Here is a 21557-nt window from a genome sequence, read left to right on the forward strand (position 1 = left end):
CAGATTCACTTTTTGTTCGATGCGAGAGGTTGCGAAGCGGACACGGTCAGGAAAGCGCGCAGCGCGGCAGCGGGACGGTAGCCTTCGAGGACCGCGCCATCGGAGGGCCGCACGATCACTGGAGTTCCGGAAAAGCCGTGCGCCTTGGCAAAGGCTTCGTTCGCATCCAGACCGCGCGTGTCGCAGGGCTTGGGATTGGCGAGCGCGGTGCCCGCATAGGCGGCATGGAGCGAGGTCTCAGGGAAGGGCGAGCAGAGCACGCGCTCGGCATCCTTGCGGGACTCCGGCCCGAAGATCGAAATCGGCCGCTCCTCGACGCGCGCGCCGATGGCTTTGAGCTCGCCCGAGAGCTTCCTGCAGTAGCCGCAGTGGAAGTCGGAGAAGACCACGACTTTGGGACCATCTACCGGACCCCAGCGGATCGCGCCGTTCTCGGGAAGGCCCGCAAGCGTGACCTTCTGCGGCGCGGGTGTCGCTCGAGATCGGCCAGGTGTTTGATCGTCCGCATCGTCGCGGTGCGCGGCGCCGGCGGCGAGCAGATCGGGATTGAGCTGGAGCAGCCGCGCCGCAGTCAGATCCTGGCGCGCTTCCATGTCGTAGACGCGGCCGATCACAAGGTACTTGGCCTGCGCGTCGACATAGAACAGCGTTGTCTTCGAGGCGACCTCGCACAGACCGCCGAGGCCCTTGCAGTCGATCGCATCGATCGGCGTTTTGGGCAGGCGCAGTTGGAGCGCGGCGCGTACTTTGGCGGTGTCGGCTGCGGCATGGGCCGGCGAGGCCATGTAGGCCGCAGCCCATCCGGTCGCAGCCGAGAGCGCGATGAGGCTGGCAAGGCCTGCCGCCCGGGTAAACGGACGGGGGCGCGGTGATGGGATCGGGGTCATTGGCTGTTCCTCACGAAGACGCCGTCGAGAAACACGATCTCGACATCGATGCCGGTCGGCATCTCGACGACGGGCTGGTACTGTTCGGCGCGTTCGATCAGGTATTTGCTGACCGTGTCGGCCGCCTCGCCTGCGCCTTGCCCGAGCCCGCCGCCGAAGATGTCGCCAGCGGAGAGCTTGGCCGGGGTGCCGTTCGCGGTGGTGCGCTGGTTCGCGAACACGCTGTTGGCGTTGGCCGAGAACCCGCGCCCGAACCCGCCGATGATCCCGGCAAGCAGCGCCTGCGTGACGAGATTGCCTTCGCGGCTGACGACGCGGCCGCGCACGCCCGACTTGCCGGCAAAGCTGATGAAGCCCTTGACCTCGCTGACTGCGACGCGCCCGCCAGGCTGGTCGCAGGTCATCCGCGCGAGCTTGACATAGACTTTCTCCGAGGAGAGGTCGCCGCGCGCCGCGCCGTTCACAACGCAGCCTTCGATCCGCGTCGTCAGCACTTTGCCGTTCTGCAGAACGGACCTTGCAGGGCCGGTGATCCGCAGGACGACCGGCAGCGGATCCGTCTGGCTGGCAACGCCGGCCGAGGCATCGACCCCGACAATCACCCGCGCCGGCGCATAGGAGTTGGGCGGCAGGTATTCGGGAGAATCCTCGACCACGAGCGGCGGTGCTTCGGCCCGCGACACTTTCATGCCCGCACCGCCTTTGTCACCAGTGAAGCTCATCAGCTTGACCTCGGCAGTTGGAGCGGCGGGCCCTTCGCCGGGAGAGCCACCAAGACCGTCGGCATTGCTGCCTGTCGCAGGGAGTCCCCGTGCGTCGTAGCTGCCGCCGCGCGGACCATAGGCCGGCGGTGGCTGTGTGGGTGCAGGCGTCGGCGGAGCCGCCAGCTGGCTCTTCAGCTGCGCGTTCTCTGCTGACACCGCATCGATCGCGGCCTGGCCATTGGTGCGCATGGCCTCGTTCTCGGCCTTGAGCGCCGCCAACTGGTCGTCAAGTTCGCCGCGCGGCACGGCCGCGTCCTTGAGCTCCTTCTGCGCGCGCGCCATGGCCTCGAGACGGTTGCCGAAGACAGCTACGAACTCGCGCTCGGAGAGGTCACGGTTGACCAGCCCGCCCGTGTCCACGGTGGTCTTGGTGGCACTGGCTTGGTCGCTGCTCTCGGTTCCGAACAGGAACCACGCCGAACCGGCGAGGAGAACCGCCGCGATCCCGCCAAGCAGCAGGTTCTGGCGGCGCTGCGTCCGCTTGTTCAGCGTCGCAAGCAGATCGCGGTCGGCGTTCCCGCCGTCCTCGGCAGCGCGCGGGGAACGGTGTTGATCGGTCTTGTCGTCAGTCATGGCCAGTGTCCCCGTTCGGCCCGACAATCCAGGCAGTGGTGGCAGCGCCCGGCGCGAGCACCGGATTGGCGATGGCAACGGCGATCGTGCCGAGAGGCGCAAGATCGCGGGTGGCAATCGTGGCAGGGGCTGTGCCCCGGTTCGCCAGGCGCACGACTTTGCCAGCAAGGCTGGCGCCGCGGTATTCGGCGATCAGCTGGACTTCGATGCCGCCTGCACGGGCGGGCAGGCTGCTGGGCTGCCGCACGGTGAAGCCCGGGACCTGCGCGCTGCCGGCCATAGCCTGGACAAGGCGCACCGCACTCGTCTCGATCGGCGTGGCCTTCTCCCAATCGCTTGCCGCGTCCCTGGCGATGGCAGGATTGGTCACGAAGACCTGCTGCGCTTCGATGGGGCGGATCGGGCAGGCGAACTTGTAGACGTAGCCCTTCTTCGTGGTCGCAAAGAAGCTGATCCGCGAGGCCGCATAGACCTCGGGCACCGAGACATAGATGTCGCCGCGCACGGGCTCGTTGGTAACGGCAAAGTCGTTGTAGGGCGTGCCGGTGCCGATCTTGGAGACGCTGGCGAAAGCATCGCCGACCAGCGCAAACCGGGTCAGCTCGTGCGCCGAAACCTCGCAGTCGATCGTGCCGCCATCAGCGGTCTGCTTGAACTGGTCGGCGAAAGCGGGGCTGCTGGCGCATAGCGCAGTCAGAGCGGCAAGGGCCGGCAGCGATCCTGTCAGGCGGGGGATAGATCCACGCATCAGTTGGACTCCGAGGATGTGGGGGTGGGGGCCGTGCCCGCGGGGCGGTCATCGGCCTTGGCGGATGGGACGACGGCAAACCCGGACAGCGCGAGGCGCAGGCCGCGGTAGGTCCAGTTGAAGCGGAAGCGGCGCTCCTCGCTTGCGATGACCTGCTCGCCCACAAAGGTCTTGAGCGTGCCGCTGACCTCCGAGGTCAGAGCGCGTGGATCGACTTCGAGCTTGCTGATCACGAAAGCCTGTGAGACCTCAGAGCCGCGCTGCTCCTCGACGATCCGTATGAGCTCGGCCTTGAGATGCCCGCGCTGCGCAGGGTCGGCGAGCGACAGGATCTGGCCCATCCAGTAGTCGAGGCTTTCGGGGCTGCGGTTGAGCAGGACGAGCGCAACATCGCGGGTCACGAACTCGAGGTACTCGGCCGAGACACCCGCGCTCGAAATGACAAGCGGCGTGCGGGTGGTTGGAATGAGCAGCACTTCACGCTCGCGGGTGGCAATGAGGCTGGCTGAGCCTGCAAAGAGCAGACCGAGACAGGCGCTCGTCATCGCGAAGAGATTGCGCTGGTGCAGCAGCGACTGCGCACGCTCGTGGGCGACATCGGACAGCATGGGGCGCGCTCCTCAGCCTGCCAGCACGCGGCAATGGGAGGGCGGCGTTGCCACAAGACCGGTCAATCCCGGCGGCAGATACCAGTAAGCGGCATGGCGAACCCAAGAGGCGGAGCGCCCGGCCTTGGCTTTTCGCAGAGCGAACCAGGCTCCGACTGCAAGCCCGATGCCGATCAGGATATGCTGCGCGAGGATCCCCCAGGTGAAGGGGACGATGATTCCGGCAAACTCGTCGATGGTCCAGAAGCCGATCAGCTCGGGATCGTCGAGGTGGCGGGGGATCGCATGGCGGTCTGTCATGGTAACGTGCCCTCCCAAGGCGTCACGGATCGGTGATCAGATGACGGCGGTGATCACCGAAGTGACGATCGGAACGCCCGTGCCGACACCGACGCCGACGCCCACCGGCACTGCGATCTGGCCGAGCGTGAAACGGCCCGAAGCAAGGCTGATGAGGCCTGCGGCGAGACTGAGGACTGTGATGATCTTGCCGCCCGAACCCTGGAGGAAGCCTGTGAATTTCGTCAGCGCGGTGGTGAAGGTGGCGTCGGTGCCCGCGTAGGCCGTGCTGGCGACGAGCGTGAGCGCGACGGCCGGAACGATGAGGGCAGCGGACTTGGCAATGTGCGCCCTGGACAGGCGCGGCGAGGGGAGGGCAAGCAAGGTCATGGAGCGTTCTCCGAGCGGGGTTGATGCAGCGGTCATCGCCGCTGCCCCACCGTCTTGGCCGGAGAACTGGGTCTAGGAAAAGGGAAGGCTGATCGAGGAAGTGTTCTTGGACAAATCTGGACAATCGATGGGATAGCAGCTCGGCGAATCTGGCTAAAACCGGCCAGATATCTAGAAAAATATGCCGGAATTGCGAGCCAGAGCGAGCCATTTTGAGAGACGCCGCCCCGAATCGGTTCAATCTAGGATAACCAATATGTTCTAACTATGTTCTTTTTTGTTCCTAGCGAAGTGGACTCGCGCTACATGTCCGAGTCGAACCAACTGGGACCGATTGTGGACATGACCTGCAGCGCACAGACCTTGGGGATCAACGCAAGACTGGCACGGCTTCTGACCGCTACCGTCGACCGCTCGGGCAAATCGCGGCGCGAGGTTGCGCGCGCCGCAGGCATGAACAAGGACACCTTCTTGCGCGTACTTCGCGGGGAGAAAGCCATCACGCTTGATGATGCCGCGCGCGTGCTCGATGCGAGCGGGCTCGCCTCGAATGGCGCCCTGCTGCTTGCCATCCTTGGGCACGAGGATCTTGCGGTCGAATGGCTTGGCGAGGACGTGGGCGCTTTCCTTGATCAGTTCCTTACGGCTTTGCCGGTGACGATGAATGAAACGCTGGGGCCCCGCATTGCCGACCTGAGCCCGCGCTGGGCCATCGGCACATCGCGCCTCGTGGCACGGCTGCTGGCCAAGCATATCGATGATTTTGCCGAACGCGACATCTCTCTCGTGCTCGGAAGGTGAGGGGGCTCGGGGTGGCGTGACCAAGCAAGGAGACAATGAAATGACATCTTCCGTTGTAGCTGGTGCTGCCGAAGCCAATGCTGACTCTGCCTCGTCCGAGACTATGGCGCCAACCCAGATGCGGCTGATCCGCCTCCCGGAGGTCATCGCACGGGTCGGCATCAAGCGTTCCACGATCTACCAGCGCATGGCGGAAGGGCGCTTTCCGAAAGGCAGGTCGATCGGACCTAAGTCCACAGTTTGGGTTGAGTCAGAGATAAACGACTGGATCAAGGCCGTGATCAGCTAGGAACTTGGATTTTCGGACGGTCGTTACACCGGTCTTTGACTGGACCGCATCAGTTATGGGCTGATCCGAAGGCAGAAGTCGGCAGCGCTGCGCTGCGCCGTACAAAGGTGCCTGAAGCGTTCGCTTCCTAGGTCAGCCTGCCGGAAAATGTGACGCAGCATTCGTTGCTCAAAATGAGCAGCATGTAGTCCCGCCGTTCCGACTGGTCGCTTCCCGCATGATCGAGCGCGTCGATTGCGTAGTCATCGGCGCATGCGTGGTGGGCCTCGCTTGGGCGGCGGCGTTGGTGGCGGTGGGGCACCGAGCAAAGCGAAGCCAACAGGACGGAGTGCCGCGTACGGGGACTGGGACGGCCCCACCGCGCGCCCGCTCGCCAACCGCGCTGCGAGATTCTCGCTGGAAATCCGGCCAGCATTGGGAACGAGATATGGGCCGCAAGCTGGCCCCTGCTTCGAACGCTACGGAGCGATGCTGTGCAAGCTGCGGGGATAGAGGCCGTGTTCCTGGTGGCTCGCGTGCAGTAGCCAGCATAGTGGGTTAAAACCTAGAGCGGTTTCCACACGAAGTGACTCGGCAGGGATTCCCTTTGCGGTGGCGTTGTGATTCAGACTTCCTGCTGGTGGCAGGAGGCCAGCATGGATGGCACGAACGCTTTCACAGGATCTTCGGGGCCGAGTTGTCGCAGCGATCGATAGCGGGCTGAGTTGCCATGCGGCAGCGGCACGGTTCGGCGTCAGCGTATCGAGTGCGATCCGCTGGCGGCGACGTGCGCTGGAGCATGGTCAGGCTGTGGCCAAGCCCCGCGGTGGCGACCGGCATTCAGGCAAGATCGAAGCCCACGGCGGCTTCATCCGGGAACTGATCGCCGCGCAGGGAGACATGACCCTGGTCGAGGTTCAAGCCCGGCTGATTGAGCGCGGCGCCTCGGTCGGGATCGGCACAGTGCATCGCTTCTTCGTGCGTCACGGGATCACGCGCAAAAAAAGACCGGGCACGCGATCGAGCAAGACCGTCCCGACGTCCTGAGGCAACGCCAGCGCTGGTTCGATGGACAGATCGACCTCGAACCCGAACGCCTCGTCTTCATTGACGAGACCTGGACCGCCACCAACATGACCCGCAGTCACGGGCGCTGCCGGAGAGGTGAACGGCTGCGGATGGGCTTCCCCCATGGCCACCGCAAGACGACCACGCTGGTCGCGGGACTGCGCATGACTGGCATGGTTGCGCCAATGGTGCTGGACGGACCGATCAACGGCGACTGGTTCGAAGCCTATGTTGCACAAGTCCTGGTGCCCGAGCTGCGCCCCGGCGATGTGGTCATCATGGACAACCTCTCCAGCCACAAGCGGGCCGCCGTGAAGGAAAGGATCGAAGCAGCCGGTGCAACGCTGCGCTTCCTTCCGCCATACAGCCCGGACTTCAACCCGATCGAGAAGGCCTTCTCCCGGCTCAAGGCTATGCTCCGCAAAGTGGGTGAGCGAACCGTCAGCGGCTTGTGGGACCTGATCGGCAGGCTCGTCGACATCTTCCAGCCAGACGAATGCGCCAATTACTTCAAATCCTGCGGCTATGAACCAGAATGAACGGAAACCGCTCTAATGTGTCAGTCGGGAGGCCATTTCGTTCTCATAGAAGGCCAGAGCTTTGGCCACTGACCGCAATTCGGCATATGCGATAGGAACCCCATCTGGACAGGTTGCTTGCTCCCAAGCCCTGTCCGATAATTCCGGTTATGCATCCATTTCTATGGTCGCAAAAAGCGTTCTTCGCGGGACCGACCGAAGGCGGCGACAACTGGGCTATGTTCGCAACGCTCTCTGAAAACTGCAAACTCAACGGCATCACCCGCACACTTGGCTGACCGATACCTTCAAAAAACCTGCCAATGGCCATCCGGCCAACCGCCTGAGAGAACTCATGCCCTGGACCGCCGCGGCCTGACAACACCAGTTACGGAAGAAGACAATCGAAGTCCGATTGAAGGTTGACGAATTCCGCATTCCGTAACCTCGCTGTAGGTTCGCCACATGGGCAACGGCATGGCATCGATGCTGTGATTAAGTTCGCAAAGTGAACACAGCTGGGATCGTCGTTGTAGGGCATAATTCGCCGTGCGAACCACGGGCCGTGGGTCGTTATCGACAGTGAGGCAGCAAAGCGATGGCGACACGCGTGGATCAGCCTGAAGAGGGGGGAGGCGGGGCCCAATCGACTATCAGGAAGTGGCTGATAGTTCTCATCCTCCTCGTCCTGTTTCTGGTGGCCGTGACCGACCGCCAGATAATCGCAATCTTCGCCGTGGCGATCCAGCACGACCTTGGCCTGTCGGACGTTCAGCTCGGTCTGCTACAGGGCTTTGCGTTCTCGATTATCTACGGAACCGCTGGATTTGGAATGGCATGGCTGGCGGACCGCTACTCCCGTCGCCTCGTCCTGTTCTGGGGCATCGTCATTTGGTCGATCAGCTGCTCCCTCGCTGGTTTTGCAAACAGCTTCTCCAGCCTGTTCCTTGCCCGCCTGGGCGTGGGGTTTGGCGAGGGTGGGCTTACGCCAGGCGCGCACTCGGTCATCCGTAGCCTTTTCAAGCCGGAAAAACTAGCCGCGCCGATCGCGGTTTATTCGATGGGCGGAAATCTGGGGACGGGCTTGTCCTTTGCGATTGGCGCGGCATTGATCAACTACTTTCAGCAGGACGGCAATCTGTTCGCACCGCTCTTGGTCGATTATGAGCCATGGCAGGTGGCACTGATGGTGGTCGGACTGCCAGGTCTATTGGTGGCTGGGCTGACATTCATCATTCCACGCAATGCGCCCGAGGCGAACCGGGAAAAAAACGGGTCCGCTCCAAGGGGTATGACCCTTTCCGCGTTCGCGGCCAGTCACAGGCTTTTGCTGGGGTGTCATCTGGCTGGATTCACGCTGATGATCATGAACACCTATTCGCTGCTCGCGTGGACGCCAGCATATCTCGAACGGTCGATGTCGCTTGCACCCTCGGCACTTGGCGGTTGGTTTTTCGTCGGCTTCGGGCTGATGCCGGCCATTGGCGGCCTGTTCTTCGGCCTGTTGGTCGACTGGATGTTCGGTCGGGGGAATCGCAGCATCCATTTCTTATGCATGATAGCTGTCGCCTTGACGGAAGCCGCGCTGATGGTCGCCGCGTTCAACGTCCATGATCTCCAGCACTTCGTGTTACTGCTTTCAGCCCGCGGATTTGTCAGCGGTGCCACTCTAATCTGCGGTGGAGCATCGTTGCAGATGCTGTCGCCACCGAACCTAAGCGCCAGAATGAGCGCAATCTATCTGTTCGCCATCAGTGGCATCGGCGGCGGTTTGGGTCCGTTGATGGTCGGCTTTGTCACCGAGCATCTGCTTGGTGATCACGCGATGGTCGGCACATCCATCATGATGGTCGGGGCAAGCGCCGCGTTATCGGCAGCGGTTCTTTTCGGCATCGGACTGGGCCCTTTGCGTGCGACGTTGGAGGCCAGTTTGAAACTACAGATGCCTTCAAACCGGGTTGCGCAACAAAAATCAGGGCAGGATTGAGCTGGCGGATGCTACCTCTTCAAGATCCGCCCGCACCATGCAGATCTGTGTCATGGTCGCGCAGTAGAACGATAGCCCCGCGCGCGGTTGAGGCGACGACAAATCGATCGGTTGGGGCCGCAGAGGGAGACCAAACCACTCACGTCTTTCTTCGTTCAGACAAGCGTTTTCATAAGCTTCACTGAGTAGCCTGTCAGCTCCTCGAAGCGGCCTGCACGTACCTTGTTTGCCCATTCGGGATCGGCCAGCATGCCCCGGCCAATTGCCACCAGATCAAATTCCCCACGGTCTAATCGCTCGGCAGCCTCCAGAATTGTGGACGGGGTAGGGGCCGAAACCGCCCCGGTCTCGAAGTCTCGCATGAGGTCCGTCGCCAAACCGATAGATCCCACGGTCATTGTTGGATTGCCGGTCAGCTTCTTGACCCAGCCCGCAAGATTAAGCGTGCTACCGTTGAACTCGGGCTCCCAGAACCGACGTTGTGAACAGTCAAAAATATCAACTCCCGCCTCTGCTAACGGCTCGACCCATTCTGCCAGTTCCGTCGGTGTTTGGGCGATGCGCGCATCATAGAGGTTGGTCTTCCATTGCGACATTCGAAAAAATATGACGAGATCTTCCCCGACGGCCTTGCGTACGGCCTTGATCGTCTCGGCCGCGAAGCGGGTTCGATCGCCAATGGTGGTGCCACCGTAACTGTCTGTGCGCTTGTTCGTTGCGTCCCAGAAGAATTGGTCAAAAATATAGCCGTGTGCGCCGTGAAACTCTATCGCATCAAAACCGAGTACCTTTGCATCAACTGCTGACCGCGCAAATGAAGATATGGCGTCGGCAATATCCGCTTCCGTCATTTCACGACCACCGGGCATCCCCGGCCCGTATAAGCCGGAAGGGCTTTCCAGATCGTCTCCCAACGCGGAATCGGGGAAGTTGAAGTCGCGCGCACCTCCGACATGCCAGATCTGTGGGGCTATCGCAGCGCCGGCATGGTGGACGTCGTCGACAACCTTCTGCCAGGGATCGCGCCGGCTACCCTCGAACCAAGGGATGTTCTCCTGGTTTCGCGCGATCTCACGATCCGGAAACAGACCTTCCGAGATGATAAGGCCGACCCCGCCCTCTGCGCGTCTGGCATAATATTCTGCAACTTCAGCAGATGCTGTTCCGTCAGGCGAGAAATAGCGCGTCATTGGCGACATTGCCAGACGATTGCGCAACTTGAGCGACTTGTAATCAAATGGTCGGAATAATGCCTCAATAATGCCTGATGACATAGTCGATTCCATTCTTTTTATATATAATACAATAAATTTTGATTGTAAAAACTGAAATTGTAAATGAAATAAATATAAATTATTTTTACAGCATATGCGAAAAATAGCTTCCATAGCGGCGTAATCAAATTACGCCACCATCCACTGCAATACTTTGACTGCTGATCATGGAGCTCTCGTCACTTGCCAGGAACAGCGCAAGGTTCACAACATCAGCAGCCTCGACAAGACGACCCATGCGCGCCATGCCTGCCATCGCCGTGTACCACGCGTCCACATCGACACCGCCGGTGGCCTGTTGTGCTGAGCGTTCGAGCATCTTGCTCCTGACAGGACCGGGATGGATCGTGTTGCATCGGATCCGCCTTGGCGCCACATCAAGCGCGACAGATCGCATCAGGCCGATCAGCCCGGTCTTCGCTGCCGAATACGCAGAATAGGCTGGAATCGCCATCAGGCCCGCAATGGACGACGTGAAAATCACGGTGCCATGGTCAGCGACGATCGGCAGAAAGTGTTTCACGGTAAGGAAGGCACCCGTGAGGTTGACCGAAAGCACGCGTTCGAACGCGTCCTTGTCCATATCGGTAACAGGAGCGTGTGATTGTTCGATCCCGGCGTTGACGAAGAGGATGTCGATCTGGCCAAGCTGGTTTCGGACGGTCTCAGCAGCTATCCGCACTTCGTCCTCGTTGGTAACGTCGGTTTTTACGAACGGGGGAGGCGGCGTCAGCGAACCGGACAACTCCGCAAGGCCGTTCTCATCCCGGTCGATCATCGCGAGACGGGCGCCTTCGTTTGCAAAGCGACGTGCGGCCGCTTTACCAATGTCGCCGGCGGCGCCGGTGATCACGGCCTTCTTGTCTTGAAGTCTCATCGGAAAATCCTTGTGACTAAGTGTAGTAGCTACGAAGAGAGCTAGTTTTTAAGCCGGTAAGCAACGATGTAGTCGCCCAGTACCGAGCCGAGGATCGGGTTGCCCCCTGCCGCGACGACGACGAATTGTTTGCCACTCTGCGGTGAGATATAGGTCATTGGCGTGGACTGGCCGCCCGCTCGCAGGTCCGATTTCCAAAGAACCTTGCCGGTAGTAGCGTCAAATGCGCGGAACTCGCCATCCTGTGTCGCCCCACTGAAGAGAAGCCCGCTTGCTGTGGCAAGCGTCCCACCACCATTCGGCGTTCCGATCGTCAACGGCAGCATGGACCGGGTGCCGAGCGGGCCACTGGCGCGTGCGCTGCCGAATGGCTGGGACCACATAAGCTTGCCGCTGGGTAGATCGACCGCCGCCAGCATGCCGAACGGAGGCTGATTGCAGGGGATGCCCAGAGGCGACAGGAAGACCTTGATAATCGTGACATAGGGCGTGTTGATTTGCGGGGCGTTGAGTGCGCCGTGCTTCTTGCCGAACACCAGCTGTTCGCGTCGGGCTTCCGCCCGGGTGACAATGACATTGTAGTTGGGAACCCGGTTCGAATTTACGAACAGAATATGGCGGACGGGATCAACCGACGCGCTGCCCCAGTCGATGCCGCCGTTGAAGCCTGGATAGGCGATTGAGGGCTTGAAGCCGGGCGGGGTGGCAGTGCCCTCGTAGCGTGCCTCGCGGAACTTGATGCGACACCATAGCTGGTCAAGCGGGGTGGCCCCCCACATGCTCTTCTCGGTCAGATCGGGTCCACGGAAAGAAGGCATAGCGACGGAGAAGGGCTGGGTTGGCGAAAGACGCTCACCGGGAACAATACCGCCTTGTGGGACAGCGCGCTCCTCAACTGTCTTGATCGGCTTGCCCGTTTCGCGATCGAGCACAAATATCTCGCCTCGTTTGGTCGGCTGGATCAAGGCATGGCGCATCCCACCCGCTGTAGGTATATCAACCAACGTTGGCTGCGATGCAGTATCCCAGTCCCACAGATCGTGATGCACCGTTTGAAAGGTCCAACGAGTGCGGCCCGTTGCGGCGTCGATCGCGGTAACGGCAGACCCGTATTTTTCGTCGAAGGGACGGCGAAAGCCGCCGAAGTAGTCTACGGCTGGATTGCCGGATGGCACGTACACCAACCCGAGGGCCTCGTCGGCGCTCATGGGCGCCCACACATTTGGTGTTGACGGCGTATAGCTCTCTCCCGGGGGAGGCAGGGTCTGACGATCGGGCCGGCCAACGTCCCATGCCCAGGCAAGATTGCCGGTCACGGCATCGAACGCGCGGACGACACCGGCCGGTTCGCCCCATTTCATCCCGTCGCTGACCCAGCCACCCAAAACGATCTTGCCTGCAACGATTGTCGGAGCGGAGGTTACAGCATAGAAACTGGTATTTTGTGGCGCGAGGCCGGGCAGCAGCGACACCTGACCGTGCTCTCCGAAACCGTCACATGGACGGCCTGTCGCGGCATCGAGCGCAATCAGGCGCGAGTCGGTGGTGTTGGTGATGATGCGCTCGACACAGGGGCCCTGTGCGTTCGGAACTTTGTAGTAGGCGACGCCACGGCAAACTGTGTACGGTACTTTGTCGATATCGACATGGGCATTGAACCGCCAGCGTAGACGCCCGGTTTCGGCATCCAGCGCGACCACGTCGTTATAGGCGTTGCATGCATAGAGGCTGTCGCCAATCTTCAGCGGTGTCGCCTCCAACCCAAGCGTGGGGCCGATGTGAACGCGCCACGCCTCGGTCAGATTGCTCACGTTGGCCGGTGTGATCTCGTCGAGCGGGCTGAAGCGTTTCCCGCCGGCATCACGACCGTAATGCTGCCAGTCGCCGTCTCCATCGGCCCGGACATTCCGGCTGACGCCACTGACAGGACCCGCGAACATACCCGTTTGATAGACCGGATCGGCCGGATCGGATGGTCGCACGGCCAGGGTAAGCGCGCTGAGCGCAAGCGTGCCGATCAACGCGGCCGTCAGAAATTTTCTGCCAGACCGGGGCGCGGTGCTGTCGCCGCTACGGGACAATTGCCGCCGCAGTGCCGGTAGAAGTAGCGGCAGCCCCAGCACCATGGGTGCGAACAGTCGCGGCAGCAGCGCCCAACCGTTCAGTCCGGATTCCCAAAACGCCCAAGGCAGGGTGAGCAGCAAAAGCAGGGCATAGGCATAGGCACCCTCGATCCTGCGAGCCGCGATGCCGATCGCGCTGCCTAGCGTACAAAGGCCCGCCAGAACATAGTAGGGCGATCCCCCGATCGATAGCAGATAACCGCCACCGACAATAAGCGGCAAAGAAACCAGTAAAAGCACGGCGGCGTAAAATCGTGCCGCGATAGCGCGCGGTTGTCTGGTGTCGTTTGCCACCGATATTTTCCTTGTTGGTCTGGATGTCAGTGCGAAAACAAGGCGTAGGAGGGATCGTTGTGATCGCGCGTGCCCTGCTGCAGTTTCTTGACGAGATCGCCTTCCATCTGCGCCGTTACTTCGTCGATGCGATCCCAGTCACCAGTGGTCACACGATTCACAATCTTCCACGCGCCGTCGCGACATTCAAAGCGGTCGAGATATCGGCCGCAGCCCACCAGATCGAACAGCTTGCCATCTTGTTCGTAGCGCATGAGCACCTGCACGGCAGTTTCGACGTTTGCCTTGTCTCCGTCGAATTCGATCAATGTGTTAGTAATATAGTGCTGGCTCCACACGAAATTGGCGAGCATGGGCATGACCCACTCGATAAATCCGGCGACGGGGCCGGAATAGCTGCCGTGATCATCGCAACCATCGGGATGATAAGCAGACAGTATCAATGCTGCTTCACCACGGTCTACCCCCCGGCAAAAACGGACCAGTGCATCATTGATATCTGCTCGGGCCTTAAGTTCGCGTAGAAACGCGAGTTGTTCGTTGTCTGTCATATTATCATCCTCTTTTGTATTTTTGATGCTTCGCAATTTTTGCGCGAAGTCAGTCAAATTACCGCACGGGGCTGCAGTTCAACAGCGAGATGCAGCCGGGTGAGCCGGACACGATCAAACAACCAATACCCGTCAATTTTACGGTAGGTCTCGTGGTAATGTCCTGCACCGGCGATATGGCTGGCGTTGCCGATGCCAGTCACTCCCGGTGGGAAAAATAGCTGATCCTGCATCGCCCAGATGCCCGTGGCGTCCACATCGCTCTGAAAGCCGATTTCGGGTGAATGCACGTGGTGCACAGAGATGCCACCAGCGAGCGCGCTATCCACGCCAGGAAGAAACGTCGCAATCGGCACCCAGTCCGGATTGTTCTCCGGAAAGCACACCATAGCCTGATCCGCGAACAGACTGGCAAACGCGGACCAGTCCTTTGTATCGACGTATCGGCAATAGCGCGCCTTCAGGACCCGGATTTGCTCCAGAGCATTCAGCCGCCACACAATGTCCAAGTGGTCCGCCCCCGACATGACGCTCAGGCCTTCGCTGGGGGCGAAGGCAGCGGCTCGCCCTTCAAGAAGGCGAGAAGGACTGCATTGACCTGATCGGGCTGTTCGAGCTGAGCGCAATGTCCTGCATTCGCAATCGTGATAGCACGTGATTGCGGCATCGCGTCGGTGAGCTCTTCCCACCACCCGAAGGGTTTAATTTTGTCGTTTTCGCCTGCGATAATCAGGCTTTCAGTCGAAATACGCGCATAATCGATGCCGCCGGACGGGGCGCGTACATCCTGCACTTCCACTGGCCTGCGAAACCGGGCGGCGGCGACCGCTTCCCATGCACCAGGAGCGAGGCTGTTGTTGCGCCGACGATCGACATAGGCGCTGTCGGCAGCCCAACGCTCGTCATGAAACAGAGCTTCGACGATCTTGCGCATTGCACCGATTGAACCGTCATATGCGAACAGTGCCTCGACATGCTCGGAATCCATCAGCAAAGCACCGCCGCCCGCGATACTGACGATCTTGCTCGGCTGAAGAAGGGGCCTCTCGGAGGCGGCGTCGAACAGCAGGAACATGCCGCCCATCGAATTACCAATGCATGGCGCGCCAACCGCGCCCGTCATTTCGGCAAAGCGCGCGATATGGCGGATACGCCGCGTGCGGCCATCCACAAAATCTACTACTTTAGCTGATTGGCCGAAACCAAGGATGTCGGGTGCAAGGACACGGTAATGGCGTGCCAGCGAGGGTATGGTCGCTTCCCAGCATACCTCTGCCTCGCCACCAAATTCACCGCCGTGCAACAGCAATACCGGATCCCCGGTACCCGCTTCGAGATAGCTGGTTTCCAGGCCATCGACCAGAATTTGCTTGCGCGTGAAGCCCGGCGGCGATTGGTCATTTGTCATGGTCGTTGGACCTTTTCGAATTAAAATTCTGGAAACCGGATGTCTGGCCGGGGATCCTTGCTTGTCTCAAGCAGGCCCGTCTGCGGGCGTTTCGGTTGTGGATCCCAGTGCGTGCATTACCGCCAGATAGGCGAAAGTGATGGCAGGACCGACCGTGATCCCTCCGCTCGGATAATAGCCACCCATGATCGAGTTGCGGTCGTTACCGCACGCATAGAGCCCGTCTATCGCTGTTCCGTCTGCGTCGAGCACGCGCGAATATACGTCTGCAGCCAGACCATAGGTCGTTCCCAGATCCCCGGCGAAGACCCGGATCGCGTAAAATGGCCCAGTGACGATTGGCGCGAGGCACGGATTGGGTTTGTTCGCCGCATCGCCCAGATACATGTTGTAAGCGCTGTCGCCTTTGCCGAACTTCGTGTCTTTGCCTTGCTTTGCATCGCGATTGTATTCGGTGACTGTCTGGCTCAGGGCGTCCGGATCGAGGCCAAGCTTGATAGCCAGCTTTTCGATTGTCTCGGCCTGAATAAGATAGCCATCGCGAACGGCGCGGCGTCGATCGGCTGGAAGCGGGGGAATGGCGCCGAACGGATATTTGCGGATATATGTCGTGTCGCAAACCAGATGAACGGGTTGCTGGTCTTCGTTCTTCAATCGGCCGAGCATCGCGCGGACAAAATCGTGATAGTTTTCGGCTTCGTTGGTAAAGCGCTCACCGAACTTGTTCACCGCGATCAACCCTGGCTTCGCCCGGTCGGCCATCAAATGGGGAAACCGCGCCGTGCTGCCGTCGCTGCGTTTTGCTACCGAAACCGGCGTCCAAAAGGCTCCCTCAACATTGTCCGTATCGAATTTCGCTCCAACAGCCGTTGCCACGGCAATTCCGTCGCCGGTGCTGTTCTCACTCGTTGCCGAATAACCGAACTCCGCATCTTCCATGTGTTCTTCGCGCAAGGCCTTTGCCCATGGAAAACCACCCGTCGCCAATACCACGCCTCGGCTCGTCGTCAGCGTCTCCCGGCGCCCGTCACGTTCGACTATCGCGCCGGTGACCCGCCCCGACTTGCGCACAAGCTCAACGATCGGTGTGTTAAGATATACCGGAATCTGGCGTTCCAGCACTGACTTATAGAGGTTGGCGACCAGCGCATTGCCACCAGTCAGCCGTGTCCCGCGGCCATATTTACGATAGAACACCCGGTCGCCCAGATCGCGCAGAATTATTCGGCCAGCATGCAATGCTGACCTCAACGAGCGGCGCGCATTGAGCAAGTGATACACATCCATCACGTCGAGCATCTGCCGACCGAACAGGCACAGTTCGGGCAGTGGCGGACGGATATCGCCAAACCTGTCGCCAAGCATCCGACCGTCGCAGTTCAGCGGAGTCATGGCGCGTCCCAGCTTCGATGCGCCGGGCACGTCAGGGAAATAGTCGGGTGAGTTGATTTTACGAACGTAGAACAGCGGTCGCGTGACGCTTTCGAGGTAAGCGAAGGCTTCAGGGGCGCGTTCAAGATATTCGCGCCGGGCTGGTCGCTCATGCTTGTCGTCAATCGTGCTGTCGAGATATTGCTCGGCAAGATCGATAGTGTCGCTCGCTCCGTTATCGATGTTCTGGCGACTGTTCGGCACCCAGGAGACACCCCCTGAATACGAGGTCGTGCCACCTATCATCCCGGTCTTTTCGACAATCGCGACCCGTAGACCCTTGGCATGCGCAATGATTGCAGCGGAGAGCCCTGCGGCGCCTGAGCCAGCGACGATCAGATCATAGGATTCACTTGGCATAGATCACCCTATTTGCACGATTGGCCGTCATAGATCGGTTGCAACCTTCGGTCCGTCGGCGTGCCATCACTTGATCACCAGCACGTTGACAGGTGCACCGGTGCCCTCGCTCACCTTGAGCGGAGCAGCAGTATACAGGAAATCCCATTGGCCATCCGCGTGGCAGTCTGCATTCAGCTCTTCGAAATTGCATACCTCGTTGAAGGTAATGCCCAGGTTGCGCATCAAGGCGCAGTGCAGCGGAATCTGCACACCGATTGCTGGGTCCAGATTGGTTTCGTTCGATATGGTATCCGTCGAGAGGCAGGGAATTTCCATCTTGTGAAACCAGTCAACCAGTTCCGGAGAATAGGTTAGGCCGGGCTCCAGAAAATCCTTGTAGAAGACGTCTGGCCCCTGAATTCGAAGGAGTTGGAGAAAGCCGAGGCGAAGACAGAGGATATCGTGCTTCTCGATCGTAACGCCTTGCTCATCGGCGCAGCCCATCAGGTCCGCGAGGTTGAGCAGCTCCCCTTTGTCAAGATAAGGCTTGCCCTTGTACGCTGCCATGTCGAGCAGTACACCACGCCCAACCACACCGCGTTGCGCAATCGGCAACACCGACGCTCGCTTCATCCCTCCGTTGGAATTGGCAGCAGGATAGCCGTTCCACATTTTGTCGTCATACCAGACGTGCCCCAGCGCATCGAACTGGGTCGATCCTTGTAGAAACATTTCGATGCGATCATCGGTAAATTCCGCGCCGCCAGGAAGCGCTGGCAGATCGCCTCGGGCATAGCTGGCCTTGTCTATCACCGACTCACGCTTGGCTGGCGTACGCCCCGGCCACAACGGATCGCCATCGGGATTTCCGATGATTTCGCCACAAGTGAACACCTTGCCTTGACGCACGGAGCGTACGCCGCGAAGCACTTCGAGGTTCGTCAGGAAATTGAGCGACCCCACCTCGTCATCGGCGCCCCAACGGCCCCAGTTGGAAGGCGATTTTGCCAGCAATTCGCCAACTGCTACGTTCTGTTTGGAATCAGCGGCATGGTTGTCACACATCTGCTTGGCGTCCTGTCAAAATTAACAAAGATGAGTGGTGGTTTGCGGTGGGTCAGTGCGCTGTACTGGAGCCTCAATCGCAGCCCATGCCGATAGCGTGGAACGGAGATTTACGTTGGATACAGCGGCTACGCACGCTCGGGCTCTGCCTACTGATGTCACGCGCCTCTCCCTTCGTCGCATTCGTCGTGAAATACGCCATTTTCTGGCTTTAGATTCGCACCGGACTGTGGCCGGGATGCCCGTCAGTTGCGATAGAAGGGGGGGCTATGGGCTGCAACACGGATCGGGTCATTGTTCGCGATGAGAACAGGTCGCCTGCGGCGAAATGTTGTTGCTATCAATGCGGCTAATGAACAGGATTTTAATCCGAACGGAACAGCTGTCCAGCAATTGCATCGGCGGTGGCTCGCAGATGCGGTAGAAAATTTTCAACTTGCGTTGGTACTCCCTTCGTCGGGAAAGTGCTAATCGAGATTGCCGCGATAACCTTGCCAGTGGGATTGGTCAAAGGCACGGCAATGCAGCGGAGACCAGGCAAGAACTCCTCGTCGTCACATGCCCAGCGACGAACGCGGACTAGTTCGATCTCGTCACGAAACTGATCCGGATTGACGATTGTGGCGGGCGTGAGTGAAATGAAATTCCCGTCTGCAATGTACGCGTCGAGCTGATCCGGAGTAAGATCGGAGAGTAGCACTTTGCCCAGCGCAGAGCAGTAGCCCTCTAGTTGCGTCCCCTCTGCTGAATGCAATCGCGCTTTTCCAAATTTTTGCTTGACCAGATAGGTGACCATCGGGTCGTTCCATACCCCGAGATGAACATGGTTGCGGACCTGCTGCGCAAGGTGGCGGAGGTGGCGGCGTGCGACGGGGGCGAGGATTTCGTCGAACGTAACGTTTTCTGCCAGCGTTTTGGCAGCGGTGCCGAGACGATATTCCCCGCGCCCGATGTGCATCAGGAAGCGGCGAGCGATGAGGGTTTGCATTATCCGATGCGCGGTCGCCGCCGGAAGGCCGCAGATGAGCTGAATTTGCGGCATCGAAATACTGCCTGCGGCAGCTACTGCTTCGAGCACGTCGATTGTTTTTTCGGCCAATTTAGAATCCGACACGGCCAGGGCACTCCATTGCTTCAACGCTCCTACACTTATTTCCATCAGCCGGAAATAGCAGCGCCTTGATGCATTGAGTTTGCCGACAAAATGATCGTAACGAGCGGATTGCACGAGCCAGCGGAGTTTTCTGAAGGCCGTCAAATTCGCAAGGGAGCGAGATGTGGGCAAGGTTAAAGCCGTCATTATAGGATCAGGCAATATCGGCACTGACCTCATGATGAAGATGATTAAATATCCGCAGAATATGGAGCTGGCTATCGTGGTCGGGATCGACCCGGCGTCCGAAGGGCTGGCGATGGCACGCGAGCACGGCATTGCCACGACGCACGAAGGGCTCGAGGGCTTGCGCGCGCACCCGCTTTATCCGGAAATCGGCATCGCGTTCGACGCTACCAGCGCCTACGCGCACAAAGTGCATGACGAGGCCTTGCGTGCGGACGGCATCCAGGTCGTCGATCTTACCCCCGCCGCAATTGGGCCGTTCATCGTGCCCCCGGTCAACATGGAAGCCAACCTTGGCGCCTCCAATGTCAACATGGTGACCTGTGGCGGGCAGGCGACGATCCCAATGGTGGCCGCAGTCAGCCGCGTTGGCAAAGTCCACTACGCTGAAATTGTCGCTTCGGTCTCGTCGCGGTCGGCCGGCCCGGGCACCCGTGCCAATATCGATGAATTCACCCGCACTACCGCACGCGCGATCGAACAGGTCGGCGGCGCGGCCAAAGGCAAAGCGATCATCATCCTCAACCCTGCTGAGCCGCCGATGATCATGCGCGACACGGTGTTCACGCTGTCCGAAGGCGGGGATGAAGATGCCATCCGGGCCTCGGTAAAGGCGATGGTGGCCGAGGTGCAAAAATACGTGCCCGGCTACCGCCTGAAGCAAGAGGTCCAGTTCGAACGGTATGGTGACAATAACCCACTCAAAATTCCGGGTCTGGGCGAATTTACCGGAATTAAGTCGATGATCATGCTCGAGGTCGAAGGCGCCGGTGACTACCTGCCGCCCTACTCGGGCAATCTCGACATCATGACTGCTGCTGCCAAGGCCACCGGGGAACTACTGGCCGCACGCCGCATGGCTAAGGAGACAGTATAATGGCTAGGTTCAATCCAGAAGCGGGCGAGAAGCTCTACATTCAAGATGTAACGTTGCGCGATGGCATGCATGCCATCAAGCATATGTATGGCCTTGATCATGTTGTGGCGATTGCCAGGGCGCTCGACAAGGCGGGGGTCGATGCGATTGAAGTGGCTCATGGCGACGGGTTGTCGGGCACCAGCTTCAACTACGGCTTTGGCGCCCATACCGATTGGGAGTGGCTTGAGGCGGTTGCCGAAGTTCTCGAACACAGCGTGCTGACCACGCTGATCTTGCCCGGGTTGGGCACTGTCGAAGAACTGCGCCGGGCCTATGACCTCGGCGTGCGATCCGTGCGCGTGGCGACGCACTGCACAGAGGCAGATGTGGCGAAACAGCATATCGGGTTCGCCCGCGATCTCGGCATGGACGTCTCAGGCTTTCTTATGATGAGCCACATGATCGAGCCTGAAGAGCTGGCAAAACAAGCGTTGAAGATGGAGAGTTACGGTGCGCATTGCATCTACGTCACCGATAGTGGCGGCGCGCTCGACATGGACGGGGTACGTGCCAGGCTTGAAGCCTATGACCGTCTTCTCTGGCCTGACACGCAGCGCGGCATGCATGCGCATCACAACCTGTCGCTAGGGGTGGCCAATTCGATCGTTGCTGCGCAATGTGGTGCAGTGCGGATCGATGCCAGCCTTGCCGGGATGGGCGCGGGCGCCGGGAATGCCCCGCTGGAGGTTTTTATTGCAGCTGCGGATCGCAAGGGCTGGAACCACAGATGCGACGTGATGGCGCTGATGGACGCCGCCGAGGACCTTGTACGCCCGTTGCAGGACCGACCGGTGCGCGTGGACCGCGAGACGTTGGCGTTGGGCTACGCAGGAGTCTATTCCAGTTTCCTGCGTCATGCTGAGAAAGCCGCCGAGACTTATGGGCTGGACACTCGTGCGATCCTCGTCGAGCTCGGCCGCCGCAAGATGGTTGGCGGGCAAGAGGACATGATCGTCGATGTCGCACTCGACATGATCAAGGAGCGACAACTCGCTGATTGATGAAAACGTAAATCGAGAGGGCGCGTTTCAAACGCGCCCTCT

At 60.0% G+C, this 21557-nt stretch carries 22 protein-coding genes; 7 read left to right on the top strand and 15 right to left on the bottom strand.

Annotation, left to right across the window (positions count from 1 at the left end; translation table 11 throughout):
- Window positions 1–5: 5 nt before the first annotated feature.
- From ACODS2_RS12270 to ACODS2_RS12295, 6 genes are read right to left on the bottom strand one after another with little or no spacing between them, the layout of a single operon-like run.
- Window positions 6–887: a DsbC family protein gene (locus tag ACODS2_RS12270; RefSeq protein WP_488999072.1), complete on the bottom strand. Its 882-nt coding sequence runs from the start codon at window positions 885–887 to the stop codon at window positions 6–8.
- Entirely contained in the window at window positions 884–2224 is a 1341-nt protein-coding gene (locus tag ACODS2_RS12275) for a TraB/TrbI/VirB10 family type IV secretion system protein (protein ID WP_488999073.1), read from the bottom strand. The genes ACODS2_RS12270 and ACODS2_RS12275 overlap by 4 nt, the downstream gene beginning before the upstream one ends.
- Window positions 2217–2972: a type-F conjugative transfer system secretin TraK gene (locus ACODS2_RS12280; RefSeq protein ID WP_488999074.1), complete on the bottom strand. Its 756-nt coding sequence runs from the start codon at window positions 2970–2972 to the stop codon at window positions 2217–2219. The genes ACODS2_RS12275 and ACODS2_RS12280 overlap by 8 nt, the downstream gene beginning before the upstream one ends.
- Window positions 2972–3580, bottom strand: a complete 609-nt coding sequence (locus ACODS2_RS12285; protein ID WP_488999075.1) for a type IV conjugative transfer system protein TraE — start codon at window positions 3578–3580, stop codon at window positions 2972–2974. Before ACODS2_RS12285 ends, ACODS2_RS12280 begins: the two co-directional genes overlap by 1 nt.
- Window positions 3581–3592: 12 nt before the next feature.
- Entirely contained in the window at window positions 3593–3880 is a 288-nt protein-coding gene (traL, locus tag ACODS2_RS12290; RefSeq protein WP_488999076.1) for a type IV conjugative transfer system protein TraL, read from the bottom strand.
- A 36-nt stretch (window positions 3881–3916) separates the two neighbouring features.
- A complete protein-coding gene (locus tag ACODS2_RS12295; protein WP_488999077.1) occupies window positions 3917–4249 on the bottom strand; it encodes a TrbC/VirB2 family protein in 333 nt (110 codons plus the stop codon).
- A gap of 342 nt (window positions 4250–4591) precedes the next feature.
- Between ACODS2_RS12295 and ACODS2_RS12300 the strand changes: the two genes are divergently transcribed.
- The 5 genes from ACODS2_RS12300 (at window position 4592) to ACODS2_RS12320 (ending at window position 8891) form a co-directional block, all read left to right on the top strand.
- On the top strand, window positions 4592–5050 hold the full coding sequence (locus tag ACODS2_RS12300) for a helix-turn-helix domain-containing protein (protein WP_488999078.1): 459 nt from the start codon (window positions 4592–4594) through the stop codon (window positions 5048–5050).
- 103 nt (window positions 5051–5153) lie between these two features.
- Complete coding sequence (locus tag ACODS2_RS12305) at window positions 5154–5339, top strand: helix-turn-helix transcriptional regulator (RefSeq protein WP_488999494.1); 186 nt, start codon at window positions 5154–5156, stop codon at window positions 5337–5339.
- Between the two features lie 639 nt (window positions 5340–5978).
- Window positions 5979–6925 (top strand): IS630 family transposase gene (locus ACODS2_RS12310; protein WP_488999079.1). Its coding sequence is split into 2 segments (ribosomal slippage): window positions 5979–6315 and window positions 6315–6925, totalling 948 coding nucleotides; the frame shifts between segments, so codons are not numbered across the junction.
- Window positions 6926–7166: 241 nt separating this feature from the next.
- Complete coding sequence (locus ACODS2_RS12315; protein ID WP_488999495.1) at window positions 7167–7283, top strand: transposase domain-containing protein; 117 nt, start codon at window positions 7167–7169, stop codon at window positions 7281–7283.
- Window positions 7284–7502: 219 nt separating this feature from the next.
- Window positions 7503–8891 carry an MFS transporter gene (locus ACODS2_RS12320; protein WP_488999080.1) on the top strand — a complete coding sequence of 463 codons (1389 nt, stop codon included), beginning with the start codon at window positions 7503–7505 and terminating at the stop codon, window positions 8889–8891.
- Window positions 8892–9046: 155 nt separating this feature from the next.
- Here the strand turns inward: ACODS2_RS12320 and ACODS2_RS12325 are convergent, their stop codons facing one another.
- The 9 genes from ACODS2_RS12325 to ACODS2_RS12365 form a co-directional block, all read right to left on the bottom strand.
- A complete protein-coding gene (locus ACODS2_RS12325) occupies window positions 9047–10279 on the bottom strand; it encodes an NADH:flavin oxidoreductase (RefSeq protein ID WP_488999081.1) in 1233 nt (410 codons plus the stop codon).
- A 10-nt stretch (window positions 10280–10289) separates the two neighbouring features.
- A complete protein-coding gene (locus ACODS2_RS12330; protein ID WP_488999082.1) occupies window positions 10290–11042 on the bottom strand; it encodes an SDR family NAD(P)-dependent oxidoreductase in 753 nt (250 codons plus the stop codon).
- A 41-nt stretch (window positions 11043–11083) separates the two neighbouring features.
- Window positions 11084–13459 (bottom strand): pyrroloquinoline quinone-dependent dehydrogenase, encoded by a 2376-nt coding sequence (locus ACODS2_RS12335; protein WP_488999083.1) that lies wholly within the window; start codon window positions 13457–13459, stop codon window positions 11084–11086.
- 26 nt (window positions 13460–13485) lie between these two features.
- Window positions 13486–14010, bottom strand: coding sequence for a nuclear transport factor 2 family protein (locus ACODS2_RS12340; RefSeq protein WP_488999084.1), 525 nt, complete (start codon window positions 14008–14010; stop codon window positions 13486–13488).
- Between the two features lie 53 nt (window positions 14011–14063).
- On the bottom strand, window positions 14064–14510 hold the full coding sequence (locus tag ACODS2_RS12345; protein ID WP_488999496.1) for a nuclear transport factor 2 family protein: 447 nt from the start codon (window positions 14508–14510) through the stop codon (window positions 14064–14066).
- 32 nt (window positions 14511–14542) lie between these two features.
- The gene (locus ACODS2_RS12350) at window positions 14543–15418 is read right to left on the bottom strand and encodes an alpha/beta fold hydrolase (protein WP_488999085.1); all 876 of its coding nucleotides are present in this window, start codon (window positions 15416–15418) and stop codon (window positions 14543–14545) included.
- A 66-nt stretch (window positions 15419–15484) separates the two neighbouring features.
- On the bottom strand, window positions 15485–17209 hold the full coding sequence (locus tag ACODS2_RS12355; protein WP_488999086.1) for an FAD-dependent oxidoreductase: 1725 nt from the start codon (window positions 17207–17209) through the stop codon (window positions 15485–15487).
- A gap of 66 nt (window positions 17210–17275) precedes the next feature.
- Window positions 17276–18256: a cyclase family protein gene (locus ACODS2_RS12360; RefSeq protein ID WP_488999087.1), complete on the bottom strand. Its 981-nt coding sequence runs from the start codon at window positions 18254–18256 to the stop codon at window positions 17276–17278.
- A 364-nt stretch (window positions 18257–18620) separates the two neighbouring features.
- Window positions 18621–19556 carry an IclR family transcriptional regulator gene (locus ACODS2_RS12365; protein WP_488999088.1) on the bottom strand — a complete coding sequence of 312 codons (936 nt, stop codon included), beginning with the start codon at window positions 19554–19556 and terminating at the stop codon, window positions 18621–18623.
- A gap of 31 nt (window positions 19557–19587) precedes the next feature.
- Between ACODS2_RS12365 and ACODS2_RS12370 the strand changes: the two genes are divergently transcribed.
- Together ACODS2_RS12370 and dmpG are read left to right on the top strand one after the other, a co-directional pair.
- Window positions 19588–20472 (top strand): acetaldehyde dehydrogenase (acetylating), encoded by an 885-nt coding sequence (locus tag ACODS2_RS12370; protein ID WP_488999497.1) that lies wholly within the window; start codon window positions 19588–19590, stop codon window positions 20470–20472.
- Window positions 20472–21515, top strand: coding sequence for a 4-hydroxy-2-oxovalerate aldolase (dmpG, locus tag ACODS2_RS12375; RefSeq protein WP_488999089.1), 1044 nt, complete (start codon window positions 20472–20474; stop codon window positions 21513–21515). Before ACODS2_RS12370 ends, dmpG begins: the two co-directional genes overlap by 1 nt.
- Window positions 21516–21557: the final 42 nt, after the last annotated feature.

The sequence above is a fragment of the Novosphingobium sp. FG137 genome (assembly GCF_057809735.1).